The 17261-nt window shown below is 49.6% G+C and carries 16 protein-coding genes; 12 read left to right on the top strand and 4 right to left on the bottom strand.

What is annotated here, in order from left to right:
• Nucleotides 1–7 precede the first annotated feature (7 nt).
• On the bottom strand, nt 8–511 hold the full coding sequence (locus D6029_RS09270) for a non-heme ferritin-like protein (RefSeq protein WP_120064499.1): 504 nt from the start codon (nt 509–511) through the stop codon (nt 8–10).
• Between the two features lie 257 nt (nt 512–768).
• Nucleotides 769–1638, bottom strand: coding sequence for an AraC family transcriptional regulator (locus D6029_RS09265; RefSeq protein ID WP_120064498.1), 870 nt, complete (start codon nt 1636–1638; stop codon nt 769–771).
• A gap of 228 nt (nt 1639–1866) precedes the next feature.
• Between D6029_RS09265 and D6029_RS09260 the strand changes: the two genes are divergently transcribed.
• Genes D6029_RS09260 through D6029_RS09245 form a run of 4 tightly spaced genes read left to right on the top strand, consistent with a single transcriptional unit; the run spans nt 1867 to nt 6801 of the window.
• On the top strand, nt 1867–3702 hold the full coding sequence (locus tag D6029_RS09260; RefSeq protein ID WP_120064553.1) for a DUF2264 domain-containing protein: 1836 nt from the start codon (nt 1867–1869) through the stop codon (nt 3700–3702).
• Nucleotides 3699–4979 carry an oligosaccharide MFS transporter gene (locus tag D6029_RS09255; RefSeq protein ID WP_120064497.1) on the top strand — a complete coding sequence of 427 codons (1281 nt, stop codon included), beginning with the start codon at nt 3699–3701 and terminating at the stop codon, nt 4977–4979. Before D6029_RS09260 ends, D6029_RS09255 begins: the two co-directional genes overlap by 4 nt.
• Nucleotides 4980–4992: 13 nt before the next feature.
• A complete protein-coding gene (locus tag D6029_RS09250; RefSeq protein WP_120064496.1) occupies nt 4993–6198 on the top strand; it encodes a glycoside hydrolase family 88 protein in 1206 nt (401 codons plus the stop codon).
• A gap of 45 nt (nt 6199–6243) precedes the next feature.
• The gene (locus tag D6029_RS09245) at nt 6244–6801 is read left to right on the top strand and encodes a DJ-1 family glyoxalase III (RefSeq protein ID WP_120064495.1); all 558 of its coding nucleotides are present in this window, start codon (nt 6244–6246) and stop codon (nt 6799–6801) included.
• An 89-nt stretch (nt 6802–6890) separates the two neighbouring features.
• On the opposite strand, the gene D6029_RS09240 is transcribed toward D6029_RS09245, so the two are convergent.
• A complete protein-coding gene (locus tag D6029_RS09240; RefSeq protein ID WP_120064494.1) occupies nt 6891–7370 on the bottom strand; it encodes an Hcp family type VI secretion system effector in 480 nt (159 codons plus the stop codon).
• Between the two features lie 463 nt (nt 7371–7833).
• Here D6029_RS09240 and D6029_RS09235 point away from each other — a divergent pair, with 463 nt between their 5' ends.
• From D6029_RS09235 to otsA, 8 genes are all read left to right on the top strand, one after another.
• Entirely contained in the window at nt 7834–8265 is a 432-nt protein-coding gene (locus D6029_RS09235) for a DUF2778 domain-containing protein (RefSeq protein WP_244212396.1), read from the top strand.
• Nucleotides 8266–8776: 511 nt separating this feature from the next.
• Complete coding sequence (locus D6029_RS09225) at nt 8777–9277, top strand: cupin (protein ID WP_120064491.1); 501 nt, start codon at nt 8777–8779, stop codon at nt 9275–9277.
• Nucleotides 9278–9551: 274 nt separating this feature from the next.
• Complete coding sequence (locus D6029_RS09215; RefSeq protein ID WP_120064490.1) at nt 9552–10541, top strand: arabinose ABC transporter substrate-binding protein; 990 nt, start codon at nt 9552–9554, stop codon at nt 10539–10541.
• Between the two features lie 53 nt (nt 10542–10594).
• Nucleotides 10595–12109 carry an L-arabinose ABC transporter ATP-binding protein AraG gene (araG, locus tag D6029_RS09210; protein WP_120064489.1) on the top strand — a complete coding sequence of 505 codons (1515 nt, stop codon included), beginning with the start codon at nt 10595–10597 and terminating at the stop codon, nt 12107–12109.
• 14 nt (nt 12110–12123) lie between these two features.
• On the top strand, nt 12124–13143 hold the full coding sequence (gene araH / locus D6029_RS09205) for an L-arabinose ABC transporter permease AraH (RefSeq protein WP_120064488.1): 1020 nt from the start codon (nt 12124–12126) through the stop codon (nt 13141–13143).
• Nucleotides 13144–13354: 211 nt separating this feature from the next.
• Nucleotides 13355–14620 carry an HAAAP family serine/threonine permease gene (locus D6029_RS09200; protein ID WP_120064487.1) on the top strand — a complete coding sequence of 422 codons (1266 nt, stop codon included), beginning with the start codon at nt 13355–13357 and terminating at the stop codon, nt 14618–14620.
• A gap of 153 nt (nt 14621–14773) precedes the next feature.
• A complete protein-coding gene (gene otsB, locus D6029_RS09195) occupies nt 14774–15577 on the top strand; it encodes a trehalose-phosphatase (protein ID WP_120064486.1) in 804 nt (267 codons plus the stop codon).
• Nucleotides 15552–16976, top strand: a complete 1425-nt coding sequence (gene otsA / locus D6029_RS09190) for an alpha,alpha-trehalose-phosphate synthase (RefSeq protein WP_120064485.1) — start codon at nt 15552–15554, stop codon at nt 16974–16976. Before otsB ends, otsA begins: the two co-directional genes overlap by 26 nt.
• A 13-nt stretch (nt 16977–16989) precedes the next feature.
• On the opposite strand, the gene D6029_RS22590 is transcribed toward otsA, so the two are convergent.
• Nucleotides 16990–17261 (bottom strand): hypothetical protein (locus D6029_RS22590; protein ID WP_208642677.1); only part of this gene is annotated, 272 nt, incomplete at its 5' end.

The raw sequence follows: 17261 nt of genomic DNA, 5'->3' as shown, positions 1-17261 counted from the left end.
CATATAATCAATGCTGCTGATGGTTCACTAAATTAGTCAGATGCACGTCGGTCTGGCTCATGCACAGCCCGGCTTTGCGAGCACTGCGCACCTCGTCAAGAATCGTATTGAGCAACACGCCTTCGTCTGCCTGTTCGCGATCCATTGTTTTCAGGAAATTGAGCGTCGGATAATCCTTTAATTCCGTCGCCTCTGCGGTCAATTTATTTAAAGTTGCACAACGCTGCTGGTAATCTTCGACGGTTTTCTCAAACAGCATTTCCAGAGAGTCGCATTCACTTTGTGGTGATTCAATCGCCCCCACAATGGGATTGCCGCCCGCCTGCTTCATAAAATTAAATATACGCATCATCTGCGTGACATTGCACTGCGCCTGATTTCTCAAAAAAGTCGCTGTGCCAGTTAAGCTTTTTTCAGAACACCAGTGACTTAATCTTAAGTAGAGATTAGAAGAGTAAAAATCCTGATTAATCTGCAAGTTGAGTCTTTGAACCATGCCGGAAGTTGCCATAATCATTTCCTTATTGAAGCGGAACAACAGGTAAAGGTTGGGGAGTTGCGCAAAAAATAATACCCCGTTTGAGGTATCTGGAGAACTATTAATTATGTCGTTTAATCTATATTTACAACCTGACTTGCGGGGAAACATTAAAAACAAAATATGAAATAATTATGACGCTTGAGAATTATCCCGGATATTTGGAATGTAATGATCAATATTGTGATTCACCGTCAGATAATGAATTTCTTAATCCTTGATTTATTGTTTTAGATCATATTTTGTTCAGCGGCTAATTTCGCTCTCGATTGCTTGCGGTATTGCAACGGGGTCTGGCTCATCATTTTTTTAAAACAGGTAATAAAGTAGGTCACTTCGATAAAACCGACTTCCTGGGCGATGGCGTCAATGCTCAACGGCGAGGTGCGCAATAAATCACAACTTTTCTTGATGCGCCGCGTCAGCAGGTATTCGTGGATACTGCCTCCGGTCTGTTGGCGAAAAATACGCGAGGTATAACTGCGTGATAAACCAATCGATTGTGCCAGTTCATCTAGCGAAAACTTCTCGCTGTAATGAGTTTCCACCCATTGCATGATTTGTGATGCAACCGTTTGTTGTGGTTGAATAAATCTTTGCGGTTGCGCGGGAAGAAACGCCAGAATTTGCATCACCATAAACGCCACATCGCTGGCGGTCGAAAGCCCATCAAGCTCCAGTTTGTCGAACTGCTCCAGAATGGCATCCATAAATTCAGCTTGTTCGCTCAAATCGTAAACCTGCGCGGGCGCATTGCTGGCGGCCAGGGCAGAAAACTGCGCCAGCTGGCGTGGGAAACCATTCAAGGTGCCGATCACCGACGTATGCTCGATATGCATCGTTGTGCGGTGATACTGGTTCTTATCGCTGGCTTCCACATGAACCTTATGCAAACGGAAGGGCGGGAAGATAAATAAGCGCCCAGGCCGTGCGGTGTAATGCTGATTATCGACCACCACAATGCCATATCCTTTTGAAATATATAAAAACTCAACGCACTGATGCCAGTGATAATATTGCGCGCTGGAGGCTCGCAGACGATGAAATGAGATAACCTGGCTATCAAGCGTAATCCGCTCCATAAATTGCTGTTCGCTCATTTCCCCTCCAGGACAATAATTTTAAGTTTTTACGCCATGATTTGTAATTTATTGCCCCCGCCAATAGAAAAATCCAGTGAAATTGAAATAACGGTTTAGTTTTGTGATGCGGCTCACTCTGAGCCAGGAATAAAAGCGACTACTCTTTGCATCAACGCGCTGAACTAGCGTGCACAAATTATGAATAACAATAACTTAGATTATTCTCGTGTCTGGCGGGAGGACATTGTGCAACCTGAACATATTACCCTGAACAACCCTCTAAAATGCAGGGATGATCTGCATAAACTGGTGAATGAATTATTGAATGCCGTTTCGCCATTCTTTAAAAAAGAGGCCAGTGGTGTCGACCTGGCAAATTTCACCGCTCATTACGGGCAACAAATTGCCAATATGGAAACCTTCTCGCGTTTATTGTGGGGTGTGACGCCCCTGCTGGCGGGAGGGTATGAACCAGAGCAACTCTCTTTTTATATCCAGGCCATAAAAAATGGCACCAATCCTGACCACGCAGAATATTGGGGTGAAGTAGCGCCTTACGATCAACGTATTGTGGAAATGGCAGCCTACGGATTGATGCTGGCGGTGGCGCATAAACCGCTGCTGGCGCACTTTAACGAGCAGGAGAAACATAATCTCTGGCAATGGTTAAAGCAGAGCGAAAACCACGATATCCCGGATAACAACTGGCATTTCTTCCCGATTCTGGTGCAGGTCGGCTTCCATCATTGCGGTATGCCAAACAATGCCGATGCGCTGGAAAAGCATTTCGCCGCCATGGAGCATTATTACCTCGGCGATGGCTGGTATTCCGACGGGCCAGGCCGACCGCGTGATTACTACATTTCGATGGGCTTCCATTTTTACGGGCTGATCTACGCCAAATTAATGGCCGATGTTGACCCGCAGCGCTGCAAAATATTGCGCCAGCGTGCCACAGAATTTGCCGGTGATTTTATTCATTTCTTCGCGGATGACGGTGCCGCGATTCCGTTCGGACGCAGCCTGACTTATCGCTTTGCCCAGGCCGCCTTCTGGAGTGCCGCCGCCTTCGCGGGCCTCGAAGTCTACGAACCTGGAGTGGTGAAAGGCATTGTGCTGCGCCATTTGCGCTGGTGGTTGCAACAACCGCTGTTTGACCGCGATGGCGTATTGAGCGTGGGTTACAGCTATCCGAACCTGATTATGGCGGAAGATTACAACGCGCCTGGCTCGCCATACTGGGGGCTGAAAACCATGCTGGTGCTGGCGTTAGGCGAAAACTATGCGTTCTGGCAGGCACAAGAATTACCGTTACCGGCCCGTGAAGCGGAACACAGCATTCCTCACGCTGCGCAAATTGTGGTTCACCAGGATAACCATTTGTGGATGGTGACATCCGGGCAACTCGAGCTGAATAACTTCGTCAACACTGAAGCCAAATACTGCAAATTCGCCTATTCCACACGCTACGGTTTCACTATTGAACGTGGGCGCTACGGCTTAAACCATGCCGCACCTGATTCCATGTTATTGCTCTCGGAGAAAGACGATTATTGGCGTGGGCGTCGCGCTTGCCAGCAAGTCACCACCGCCGACGGCATGATCTATAGCCGCTGGCAGCCTTGGAACGACGTGACTATCGACACCTGGCTGGTGCCGCTTGGCGACTGGCAAGTGCGTGTGCATCGCATCAACACCGCACGTGAACTCGATTGCGCCGAAGGCGGCTTTAGCCTGCCTAATCGCCCGCTGCCACACGCCGATCTGACGCTGGCAAACAGCGTTCTCAAAACGGCTACCGATACCAGCGCCATCACTTGTTTAAGCCCGCAACCGCGTACCGGCGAGCAGGTGTTAACTCCGCCAAACAGCAACTTATTGTTTGCCGAACGTGCAGCCGTTCCGCTACTGCGCGGTGAATTAAACGTGGGAACGCATCTCTTAATCAGCGCCGTTTGGGCAGGGGATTCTGACGGCTTTGATGAACACGCTTGTCCGCAAGCCATTATCAGCGAGGGCGCAGTACGCCTGGTGATGGGCCACCACCAAAAGCATGTATTGTTTCTGGAGAACCATGAATGAATAGTTCAACACCAACGCGTACCGCTCAAATAAAAATGAGCACCTTTATCTTCCTATACTTTTTCACCTGGTCTTCAAGCTTCGGGCTGTATGCCCTGTGGTTGAGCCAAAAAGTGGGATTAGACAGCATTACCATCGGCAGCGTTTTTGCGATTAACGGCGTCTTTGCCGTGGTGATGAAACCTGTCTACGGCTACATCATGGACAAAATCGGCATGAGCAAATGGCTGCTCTATTTTGTCTGCGCCATCTCGGCATTAATGGCCCCGTTTTTCGTCACGGTTTATCAACCGCTGCTGCTCTCGCATACCACTATTGGCATTGTGATTGGCGCGTTTTATCTGAGCCTCGGCTGGTACGCAGGCGTTGCAGCGTCAGAATCTTATGCCGACAGATTCAGCCGTTTATATGGCCTGGAATTTGGCCGTATCCGCATGTGGGGTTCGCTCGGTTGGGCGATGGCGGCATCGGTTTCCGGTTTGCTGTTTAACTACACGCCGCTGGCAAACTTCCTCGTCAGCAGCACGACTTCCCTATTAATGCTTCTGGTGCTCATCAGCCTGAAAATTGGCGATGAACAACTACGCAATAACAACGTGATTTCAGCGAACAAAATCGTCTTTGCCGATGTTTTGATGCTGCTGAAAAACCGTAAATTCTGGATGTTCAGCCTGTATGTTGCAGGTGTGGCATGGATGATGTTTGTCGCCGAGCAGCAATTCCCGCGCTACTTCGTCTCGTTCTTCGACACCAAAGAGCAGGGCAACGCCTGGTATGGTTATCTCAGCACCATCCAGTCCGGTATGGAATTTGTGATGATGATGTTCATCCCGGTGCTGGTAAACCATTACGGCGCGAAGAAAGGCTTATTGCTGTGCGGTTGCGTGGTCGGTTTACGCCTGATTGCTTCCGGCCTGACCACCGATCCGCTGGTGATTTCTATCATCAAACCGTTCTACGGCGTTGAAATTGCCCTGTTGCTGATCTCCGTATTCAAATACATCGCCGAGCATTTCCACAAGAAGGTCAACGCCACCATGTATTTGCTGGGTTATCAGGCGATGATTTACGTCGGTTCGGTGGTGGTCGCACCGCCAGCAGGCTACCTGTACGACAAAATCGGCTTCGCACACACCTACTTAATGATGGGCTGTTGCGCGCTGGTCTTCACCCTGATTTCCGCTTTCACACTCTCGCGCTGCCAGTCAAAACGCGTTGAATCTCATACATTCTCACCCGCTTTAGACACTTCACCGGTCGAGCCGGTAAAACATTAATTAAGGAGACGTTATGACCCGTTCTGTAGTCACTGAAAAAGTTGTGACCGAGCCACTGCGCCCTATTGAATTGCATCAAGTAGACCGCCTGGCCCTGAAACGCAAGCTGGATGCGGCTTTGCAAAGTGTCACTAAAAGGCTGGATAAGACGATTGTTGCGGTTGGGGACAAATTCCCTAACGAAGCCTGCGAAGGCGGCAAGTGGAAACCGACTGACAACGTTGAATGGACAACCAGCTTCTGGCCCGGTCAATTATGGCTGGCGTGGGAGATGACGGGCGATCAAAAATATCGCCAGGCGGCAGAGCGTTATTTGCCCTCTTTTAAACAGCGTTTAGACAAGCGTATTGAAACCGCGACCCACGATTTGGGCTTCCTGTATACGCTGTCCTGCGTCAACGCCTGGCGCTTAACCGGCAATGAAACCGCTCGCCAGACCGCATTACAGGCGGCAGATATTCTGATGGAGCGTTTTAACCCGGTAGCGAAAATCATTCAGGCGTGGGGCGATTTGAATGATCCAGAACAACAGGGAAGGATGATTATTGACTGTAATATGAACCTTCCGCTGCTTTATTGGGCAAGCCAGCAAACGGGTGACGAACGCTACGCGCAGGCTGCCACGGCCCACGCCGAGCAGGCGGCGAAATACATTGTTCGCCCGGATGCTTCGACATTCCATACCTATTATATGGATGTGAAAACCGGCGAGCCGCGGTTTGGTAACACGCACCAGGGTTTCAGCGACAGCTCGTGCTGGTCGCGCGGGCAGGCGTGGGGCATCTATGGTTTCTTGCTCACGTACCTGTATACCGGCGACAAAAGTATGGTGGATCTCACCCGCAGTCTGGCGCATTACTTTATCAACCGCCTGCCGGAAGATGATGTTTGCCATTGGGATCTGGCGCTGCTTGGCACCGACGCGGTACGCGACAGTTCAGCCGCGGCGATCACCGCTTGCGGATTGCTTGAACTGGTGAAAGTGTTGCCGGTGCTGGATGAACATCGCGCCCATTACGAAGAAATGGCGCTGCGTATTATTCAGTCGCTGACCGATAACTACCTCGCGCGTGACGATGAGCCATGCGAAGGGTTGCTGAAACACTCGGTTTACCACATGGCGAGCGGCAAAGGCGTGGATGAATGCTGTAGTTGGGGAGACTATTTCTACCTGGAAGCGCTGGCCCGCGTGCGCCAGGTGTGGAGTCTTTACTGGTAAGTTTCTCGCCCCCGTAATGCTGCGGGGGCAACATGGAGAGTGATGATGAAAACCGTTGCAGTCTTACTGGCACCAGGTTTTGAAGAAGCCGAAGCCATTGTTACCATTGATATTCTGCGCCGCCTTAAAATCAATGTGCGCACACTGTCTTGTATCGACTCGCGCGCCGTCGTGAGTTATCACGATATTCCGATGGTTGCCGACGCCACACTGAGTGAAAGTTTCGACGACACATTCGATGCGGTTGTGCTCCCTGGTGGCCCGGAAGGCAGCGTCTTCCTGGCGAAAAGCGCCAGCGTGATTGCCTTCGTGCGCCGTCATGACGAACTCGGTAAGTTTATATGCCCAATTTGTTCTGCCGCAGCGCGCGTATTGGGTGGCAACGGTTTACTGAAAGGTCGTCGTTATGTTTGCTCCGGTGATTTATGGCAGCAAGTAGGCGACGGCGTTTATGTTGACGCCGATGTTGTCGAAGACGGCAATTTGATAAGCGGCAGAGGACTGGGAAAAGTATTTGATTTTGCGCTGACCGTTGCCGCACGGCTCGAAGGTGATGAAGCCGCCGCACGAGATCATGCGGAGCATATTTATTATCCGTGGTGATAGTGAATACATCGGTAAATTTAATATCAGAATCCAATTTTGACGTCATAAGTATTGAGTAGAAGTTGATCTAACTTATGCTCAATTGCTTAAAATATGCGGTCCATCCATAAGCTATAACTACTAGTTCCCGCTGTACAATGCTCCCAACTTATTGCCTCATAAACAAACGACACCGTTTCTTCGGCTTGTCCTTGGTTGTCATTAATAACATGGGGAATACTTAGTTTTATTTCACAAATGCGTGCCTCAGTGAGTTTTATGATGTAAAACAACTCATTAATACCAAAGCGATTAGTTCTGTATATCGGAAATTCGCATGCTAATATTTCATTGTCTGTAATAGCTTTGCTCAGTAATGGCGAGGATTTATCGATGGGCTTCTTAATTGTTAGCATTTGATGGTTTACGTTATTAATACGTGTTAATTTATGTTCCATTTCATAAACCATTATTTGATCTAAATGCGCAATTTGTGCCTTGTTACCGATGGAATCAAGGGAGCAGCAACCTGCAGATATTAATCCTTGTTTTCTTCCATTAAGAATAAGGTAGGTCGGGTTTGCCATAATTTTCTCCATTAATTAGGTTGGTAATTTAAATGGTGCTTAATAAATAGTGTTGCTTGAGTAACATGCCATTCAAATCCCCAAAGGGTTTTTGATGAATTTAAATTATGTGTAACTTATGGTTCTTTCAATTGCTATGTCACTTATAGTACTTCTACCTTTTCACAAGGTCTATTGTTGTTTGCTTGAAATTAAGCTGATAACATACTTTCCAATTTGTTGGTTTTGCGTAATATAAGATTGTTTTGCAGGCTCTGTATTTGACAACAGAGTTTTGATTAATGATTTTGTAGTGCGTGTTAAATGATTGATTAGCTATGCTGTATTTACTAGGTGCTATTTGTATATGGATTGATTGAGTAATTTACAGGGAAGGAGTGAGCTATAAATGATATTTTGTGAGTTAAACTATAATGACCGAACCCCAAACGGGACATTGAGATTGAAATGTTCAGGTGTTGGAGTGTTTTATGTTTTTTCAGGCCTGGATGCTTTTAAGGATGTCCTTGAATTCTCTGATAGGAAAAACGGCCCGATACCTTTAGGGAAATATTGGATAGTCGATAGGCCGAAGGGTGGTTTATATTCAAGGTTCAAACAGTTTGGTAAAGAAATTAGGACTGGGAATGACTATGATAAATGGTTTGCATTATTTAAACAAGATAGCGTAATGGATGATTATACTTTTGTTGATCTTTTTCAGCGTGGGAATTTTAGATTACATCCCCTAAGGCCTGATGGCACCGGTGTGTCTGATGGTTGCATCACGTTCTACAATCAAGCAGATTTCAATACAATCCGGGAAGCCTTATTACTTACTCAGCAAAAAAATATTGGTAGTGCTGGATTAGTGGCTTATGGGGAAATTAATGTAATAGGAATCCCTCGTGCATAATCGTTCGTATTGCATACATAACTTTCTTTGAGTTTTGTTATCACCAGTCGGCATTGTAATTACATTTATAATGTATGAGTCTGATGTAAATTTATTGAAGTTGTTTCCCAGTGCAGATATGATTTTTAGCGGTTGCATGGATATGCTGTTTTCAACTTTTTGTTTATCATTGATTTTTTGGTTGTTTGTGAAATATATAGTTAAATCAGCCAGAAGCACCTTCAAATATGGTGTTGTGTATTTTATTTTGTTTTATCTCATACACGGTTTGTTCGTTTTATCCGACGCGATAATTTTTTCTAAACAGATTGTTGAGCAATTTTTAAATGAATTGGATTACTTCTCAGCAAACTCTCCCATCGAGAACTTTGAAAAGCAGAAAGAGTTGCGAGATTTGATCTTGATTTTTGGTTTTTTCTTGCTTGATACTTTAATTTCCAGCACTACTGTCTTCTTCCTAAAATCACTGAAACTTTTTCCTATACTTACTCCTTTACCCAAGGAGTAAGTCATGGCAATTGAACTGGAAACCCTAAACATAATTCAACCCAGCGGTGGTGTGCCTAACAATACGCTGCCGCTGATGCTTTACCATCATGTCTCTCACGAACCACAGCTTGCTGAATTCTTTGAACAACTCTTCGCTAAAAACGACTGGCCGCCGCGCTGGCGTTATCCGGTTTTTACTTACACCCATTTTCATTCCAATACCCATGAAGTGCTCGGCGTATATGCCGGAAATGCCAAAATTCAGTTTGGCGGAGAAGACGGGCCGATTATTGATATCTCTCGCGGCGATGCGGTGTTAATTCCTGCGGGAGTCGGGCACAAGCAAATTGCGGCATCGGAGGATTTCATGTGTGTCGGCGCATACCCGAAAAACCACGAGCCGGACAAGTTTCTTGATAAACCGGGGCAACTCGAAAAAGTGCAGGGCAACGTTGCCAAAGTGGATAAACCCAAAATGGATCCGGTGATGGGCGAGCAGGGGGGAATTTGCAAATTTTGGTAGCGCTGTAAGCCGCAGGGATGCGTTGGCTGAACTTATGGATAAATAAGCTATTCAGCAAATCATTTGTCCTACATATACCTCTCTTTTTATGTCTTTAATTGCTGAATACATGCACGGTTTTACTGTATTTCTGCCATGTGATTTCGCTCTCCTATGGATTATTAATTTCCCGCTACAACTATCCCAGGCCTGTAAAGCTAAACACCAAAACTGCTAATGGCTTGTTTTCACTAAATCTTACCCTACACATAATAAAATCGAGCGGGAGTATTCCATGCACAAATTTACTAAAGCGCTGGCGGCCATTGGTATCGCTGCGGTTATGTCACAATCCGCTATCGCAGAAACGATGAAGCTCGGTTTTCTGGTCAAGCAACCAGAAGAGCCGTGGTTCCAGACCGAATGGAAATTTGCCGATAAAGCCGGGAAAGATCTCGGTTTTGAAGTGATTAAAATCGCCGTGCCGGATGGTGAAAAAACCCTGAACGCCATCGACAGTCTGGCCGCCAGTGGTGCGAAAGGTTTCGTGATTTGCACCCCCGATCCAAAACTGGGTTCAGCAATTGTCGCCAAAGCAAAAAGTTACGACATGAAAGTGATTGCCGTGGATGACCAGTTTGTTACCGCCAAAGGCAAACCGATGGATACCGTGCCGTTGGTGATGATGGCGGCGACCAAAATTGGTGAGCGCCAGGGGCAAGAGCTTTATAAAGAGATGCAAAAACGCGGCTGGGATGTCAAAGAATCTGCCGTGATGGCGATTACTGCTGACGAACTCGATACCGCTCGCCGCCGGACTTCCGGTTCCATGGAAGCGCTGAAAGCCGCCGGGTTCCCGGAAAAACAAATCTACAAAGTGCCAACCAAATCTAACGATATCCCAGGGGCATTCGATGCCGCGAACTCCATGCTGGTGCAGCATCCAGAAGTGAAACACTGGCTGATCGTCGGCATGAACGACAACACGGTTCTGGGCGGTGTGCGAGCCACTGAAGGCCAGGGCTTTAAAGCGCCGGATGTGATTGGCGTGGGCATCAATGGCGTGGATGCGGTGAGCGAACTGTCGAAAGCACAAGCCACCGGTTTCTACGGTTCCCTGCTGCCAAGCCCGGACGTTCACGGTTATAAGAGCAGCGAAATGCTCTACAACTGGGTAACCAAAGGTGCAGAGCCTGCGAAATTCACCGAAGTGACCGACGTGGTGCTGATCACCCGCGACAACTTTAAAGAAGAGCTGGCGAAAAAAGGCCTCGGCGGTAAGTAATCTCTTTGGCGGATGGGCTTGCGTCCATCCGCCCTTCAACATTGAGGTCTGTCATGCAACACGAGACACCGTATCTCTCTTTTCGTGGTATAGGCAAAACTTTCCCCGGCGTGAAAGCCTTACAGGACATCAGTTTCGACTGTTATGCCGGGCAAGTTCACGCACTAATGGGGGAGAATGGCGCAGGGAAATCAACCCTCCTGAAAATCCTGAGCGGCAATTATGCGCCGAGCGAGGGCAGCATTGTTTTGCGTGGCGAAGAAGTGACTTTTGCCGACACTCCTGCCGCGCTGAACGCCGGAGTCGCGATTATTTACCAGGAGCTGCATCTGGTGCCGGAAATGTCGGTGGCCGAGAATATTTACCTCGGGCAACTGCCGCACAAAGCGGGTTTTGTGAACCGCTCGTTACTCAATTACGAAGCGAAATTGCAGCTTGAGCACCTCGGGCTGGATATCGATCCGAGTACGCCGCTCAAGTATTTATCCATCGGCCAGTGGCAAATGGTGGAAATCGCTAAGGCCCTGGCGCGTAACGCCAAAGTGATCGCTTTCGATGAGCCGACCAGTTCGTTGTCGCGCCGTGAAATCGACAACCTGTTCCGCGTGATTCGTGAATTGCGCGCCGAAGGCCGCGTCATCCTTTATGTCTCGCACCGTATGGAAGAAATTTTCGCCTTAAGTGACGCGATCACCGTATTCAAAGACGGGCGCTATGTGCGCACCTTTGACGATATGGCGCAGGTGAATCACGACTCGCTGGTGCAGGCGATGGTCGGGCGCGATCTGGGGGATATTTACGGCTGGAAACCGCGTGACCACGGCGCGGAACGTTTACGTCTTGATGGCGTAAAAGCGCCAGGCGTGCGCACACCGATTTCACTTTCGGTACGCAGCGGTGAAATCGTCGGGCTATTTGGCCTGGTCGGTGCCGGGCGCAGCGAACTCATGAAAGGGATGTTTGGCGGCACGCGTATTACCGAGGGCAAAGTGTGGATTGATGGCGACGTCATTAATATCAACAAGCCCGCCGATGCGATTCGCGCAGGGATGATGCTCTGCCCGGAAGACCGTAAAGCCGATGGGATTATTCCGGTGCATTCGGTACGCGACAACATCAACATCAGCGCCCGGCGCAAGCATATCAGCGCCGGTTGCCTGATAGACAACCAGTGGGAAGCCGAAAACGCCGCTTCACATATCCGTTCGCTGAATATCAAAACCCCGTCAGCCGATCAGCTGATTATGAATCTCTCCGGCGGCAACCAGCAAAAAGCGATTCTCGGGCGCTGGCTGTCGGAGGAAATGAAAGTGATTCTGCTGGATGAACCGACACGCGGCATCGACGTCGGCGCAAAACACGAAATTTACAACGTGATTTATGCCCTTGCGGCGCAGGGCGTGGCGGTGTTGTTTGCCTCAAGTGATTTACCCGAAGTGTTGGGTCTTGCCGACCGAATTATCGTGATGCGTGAAGGGGAAATTGCCGGCGAACTGCTGCATGGCGAAACCAACGAGCAGCAGGCATTAAGCCTGGCAATGCCAAAAACCAGCGCGTCAGCCGCATGAGTAAGGAGAGAAAAATGTCTGCATTGACTCCATCATCAACAAAAGCATCATCAACCAATACTTCATCCGGCGGCAGCAACAAAAAGTCGTCGATGAGTCTCGGGCGCATCTGGGACAACTACGGCATGTTAGTGGTGTTCGCCGTGCTGTTTATCGCCTGCGCGATCTTTGTGCCGAATTTCTCTTCCTTTATCAACATGAAGGGATTGGGGCTGGCGATTTCGATGTCGGGCATGGTGGCATGCGGCATGTTGTTCTGCCTGGCGTCCGGCGATTTTGACCTGTCCGTCGCTTCTGTGATTGCCTGCGCGGGTGTGACCACGGCGGTGGTGATCAACATGACCGAAAGCCTGTGGATTGGCGTGGCGGCGGGTTTGCTGCTCGGCGTATTAAGCGGCCTGGTGAACGGTTTTGTTATCGCCAGGCTCAAAATCAACGCCCTGATTACCACGCTTGCCACCATGCAAATCGTGCGCGGCCTGGCGTATATCATTTCCGATGGTAAAGCTGTTGGCATTGAAGATGAGCGCTTCTTTACCCTCGGTTACGCCAACTGGTTGGGGCTGCCGGCGCCAATCTGGTTGACGGTCGGCTGTTTGATCCTCTTCGGTTTCTTGCTTAACAAAACCACTTTTGGCCGTAACACGCTGGCGATTGGTGGCAACGAAGAAGCAGCGCGTCTGGCGGGTGTTCCGGTGGTGCGCACCAAAATCATTATCTTTGTGCTCTCTGGTTTAGTCTCGGCGGCGGCGGGGATTATTCTGGCCTCGCGTATGACCAGCGGCCAGCCGATGACCTCTATCGGTTATGAGTTGATTGTGATTTCAGCTTGCGTATTGGGCGGCGTTTCGCTCAAAGGCGGGATTGGTAAAATTTCCTACGTGATTGCAGGGATTTTAATTCTGGGCACCGTGGAGAACGCCATGAACCTGCTGAACATTTCCCCGTTCTCGCAATATGTGGTGCGTGGTTTGATTCTGCTGGCAGCGGTTATCTTTGACCGTTACAAACAGAAAGCTAAGCGTACTGTTTAAGCCTCATTGCCGGATGACGCCTACGTTAATCTCCTGCCATTCGTAGGCCGGATAAGCGCAGCGTCATCCGGCAGTATTTAAATGTGACGACTCTTCATTAATTAGTATTTCCCTCCATAAACTAATGCAAACCAAGATGTAAATCACTGCAATAGTCACTCCACTAAAGTAGAGTCGGCGGCGTTGAATTAGGCCTCAAGGAGATGAGCCAATGAGCAGTGAAGTACATTACACCAGCAGTAAAGTGCGCGTTCCCGGTAATCGTAAATTTGATACCACCTGGGTGTTAAGCCTGTTTGGAACGGCGGTCGGGGCAGGGGTGTTGTTTCTGCCGATTAATGCTGGAATGGGAGGTTTTTGGCCGTTAGTGGCGTTGGCTGTGATTGTCGGGCCGATGACCTGGCTTGCTCACCGAGGGCTGGCACGTTTTGTTTTATCATCACGTAACCCCGGCAGCGATATCACCGAAGTGGTGGAAGAACACTTCGGCGCGAAAGCGGGCATCCTGATTACACTGCTTTACTTCTGCGCTATCTACCCGATTTTGCTTATCTACGGCGTCGGCATCACTAACACCATCGACTCGCTGATGGTCAACCAACTCGGCATGGCTTCACCGCCGCGCGTGATTTTGTCGGTGGTGCTGATTGTTGCGCTGATGGCGGTCATGCTGACCAGCGAACGCGTGATGCTGATAATCACCGAGTGGATGGTTTATCCGTTAGTCGGTATCTTGCTGTTCCTTTCTGTCTATTTGATTCCGCACTGGAACACTGCTGCACTCTCGCAGGTGCCAAGCGCGATGGACTTCACCACGACGATGTGGCTGACGATCCCGGTGCTGGTTTTCGCCTTTAACCACTCCCCTGCGATCTCTTCATTTGCGCTGTCGCAACGCCGCGAATACGGCAAACGTGCAGATGAAAAATCCAGCGAGACACTGCGCAAAACGTCCACCATTTTGCTGGCGTTTGTCATGCTGTTTGTCTTTAGCTGCGTGCTGAGCGTGACGCCGGCAGACCTGGTTGCCGCCAAACAGCAAAACATTTCGATGTTGAGCTTCCTGGCGAACAAATTTGATAACCCGCTAATCTCCATCTTTGGCCCGTTGGTGGCGGTTCTGGCGATTTCCAGCTCCTTCTTCGGCCACTATCTTGGTGCGCGTGAAGGTTTGCACGGCCTGGTGAAGAAAATTGCACGTCATAACGGCAAGCGTTTTGATGACCGCAAGCTGAACAAAGCCATCGCGCTGTTCTTCCTGCTGACCCTGTGGCTGGTCGCGACGCTGAACCCAAGCATTCTTGGCATGATTGAATCCCTCGGTGGCCCGGTCATCGCGATGATTCTGTTTATCATGCCGATGTATGCGATTCACAAGGTTCCGGCGCTGGCAAAATTCCGTGGCAAAGCGAGCAATATCTTCGTCACGGTTATGGGTCTGGTCGCCATTTCCGGGCTTATCGCCAGCTTCTTCTAATCTGCGTAATACCGAAACGCCAGACTGCATGCGGTCTGGCGATTTATCTTAGAAAATTGCGACACCCGTCACCCTGTCTATACTTACATGGCTAATCATAATTTATCGTTACCGTCTCGGTGGCGATTTTAACCATGTCAGGAGGAGCCGCTGGTGGCTGAAGTATCATCTGTACCGCCCCTACTTTCAGGCAATCTTGCCTTTTTTTTCGACCTCGATGGCACGCTGGCAGAAATCAAACCACACCCGGATCAAGTCTATATTCCGGCTGCGGTGCGCACGCTGCTGCAAAAAATGTCTGTCATGAGCGACGGGGCACTGGCATTGATTTCAGGGCGTTCAATGGCTGAGCTCGATAAGCTCGCCACTCCCTTCCACTTCCCCCTGGCGGGAGTGCACGGAGCTGAGCGCCGCGATATCAATGATAAAACCCATATCGTGACGCTCCCGGAACCGATGGTTGCTGCGCTGCATCAGTATTTGAACGATGCGCTAACGCTGTTGCCCGGCACGGAACTTGAACCTAAAGGTATGGCGTTTGCACTGCATTATCGCCAGGCCCCTGAAGCGAAAGAGGCCATTTTTGCACTGGCGCAGGAGATGATTCAGCGTTATCCGGAACTCGCGCTGCAACCGGGGAAATGCGTGGTGGAACTCAAGCCTTTAGGCATCGACAAAGGCGCTGCAATTCGCGCGTTTATGCAAGAAGCGCCCTTTGCGGGCCGCACGCCGGTATTTATCGGTGACGATTTAACAGACGAAGCAGGTTTTAAACAGGTTAATGCTCTGGGTGGATTAACCATCAAAGTTGGGAGCGGCGAAACCATTGCCAATCATCGCCTGGCAAATGTTCGCATGGTGTATCACTGGCTTGGCAAATTAACGCAACACATAGAACAACAAAAGCCAGATATTTTAAGGGGAGAAAATTATGAGTCGCTTAGTGGTAGTCTCTAATCGCATCGCGCCACCGGATGATAAGAAAAGTAGTGCTGGTGGCCTGGCTGTGGGTATTTTGGGGGCATTAAAAACGGCGGGGGGATTGTGGTTTGGCTGGAGCGGTGAGGTCGGCGACCCCGACGCGCCATTGCAAAAGACCAAACGCGGCAACATCACCTGGGCTTCTTTCAACCTGAGCCAGGAAGATTACGAAAGCTACTATCTGCAATTTTCAAATGCAGTTCTGTGGCCAGCATTTCACTATCGCCTCGACCTGGTCGATTACCAGCGCGAAGCGTGGGAAGGCTACAGCCGGGTGAATACATTACTGGCGAAAAAGCTCAAACCCCTTTTAGAAGATGACGACATCTTATGGGTGCATGACTACCATCTTCTGCCGTTTGCCGCCGAATGCCGAAAACAGGGTTTGAATCACCGCATCGGTTTCTTCTTACATATCCCGTTCCCGACGCCGGAAGTGTTTAATGCATTGCCACCGCACGAAGAGTTACTCGAAGCGCTGAGTGAATACGATTTGCTCGGCTTCCAGACTGAAAGCGATCGCCTGGCGTTCCTTGACGGCATCGCCAGCCAGACGCGGCTTGATCATCTGGGCAAAAATGAGCATCAGGCGTTTGGTAACACTTTCCGCACCGAGGTTTACCCGATAGGCATCGAGCCGGAAGAGATCAAAAAAAGTGCGCAGGGGCCGCTGCCACCAAAACTGGCACAGCTCAAAGCCGAACTGGGCAGCATCAAAAATATCTTCTCCGTCGAGCGCCTGGATTATTCCAAAGGCCTGCCGGAGCGTTTCCTGGCGTTTGAAGCGTTACTGGAAAACTACCCGCATCACCACGGCAAAATTCGCTACACGCAAATCGCGCCGACTTCGCGCGGCGACGTTCAGGCTTATCAGGATATTCGTCATCAACTGGAAACTGAAGCAGGGCGCATCAACGGTAAATACGGGCAACTGGGCTGGACGCCGCTTTATTATTTAAACCAGCACTTTGATCGCAAACTGGTGATGAAAGTGTTCCGTCATGCGGACGTTGGGCTGGTGACGCCACTGCGCGATGGCATGAACCTGGTGGCGAAAGAGTACGTCGCCGCGCAAGACCCGGTGAATCCAGGTGTGCTGGTGCTGTCGAAATTTGCCGGTGCGGCTAATGAATTGTCCTCGGCGCTTATCGTCAACCCGTATGACCGTGATGATGTGGCAGCGGCACTTGATCGAGCATTAACAATGCCACTTGCCGAGCGGATATCGCGCCATAGCGAGATGATGGCGGTGATTGAGAAGAATGATATCCATCACTGGCAGAAGAGGTTTATTGACGATTTAAAGAAGGCTGTACCGAGGAGTGAGGCGTCACATTTAGGGAAGAAGGTGGCGACATTTCCGAAGTTGGCGTGAGGATAGTTGCCTTTCAGCCAAGAACGGTGGTTTTCCGTTCACCCGGCCACCAGGAGTCAAAATGGAGGCGATTAAAGCCGGAACCCAAGGTCAACGTCAAAACCAAAAGACAGCACCGAGCCGGTTTTGACCTTGTTCCCGGTATAAATTGCCCCAGTGTTCCCCATAAGTCAGGGTTGAGCTGCCGGGAGCAGCGAAAGAGAGCGATCGTCGGGAACGAGTCGCGAACGACCCTGATGTTGGGGATAAGCTGGGGTTTACCGCGCAGCGGCAATTTAATGACCG

Origin of the sequence: Buttiauxella izardii (genome assembly GCF_003601925.1) — a bacterium.
Taxonomy (GTDB): domain Bacteria; phylum Pseudomonadota; class Gammaproteobacteria; order Enterobacterales; family Enterobacteriaceae; genus Buttiauxella; species Buttiauxella izardii.
The sequence above is the reverse complement of the archived record's forward strand: the minus strand, read 5'-3'. Positions and strand labels throughout refer to the sequence as shown.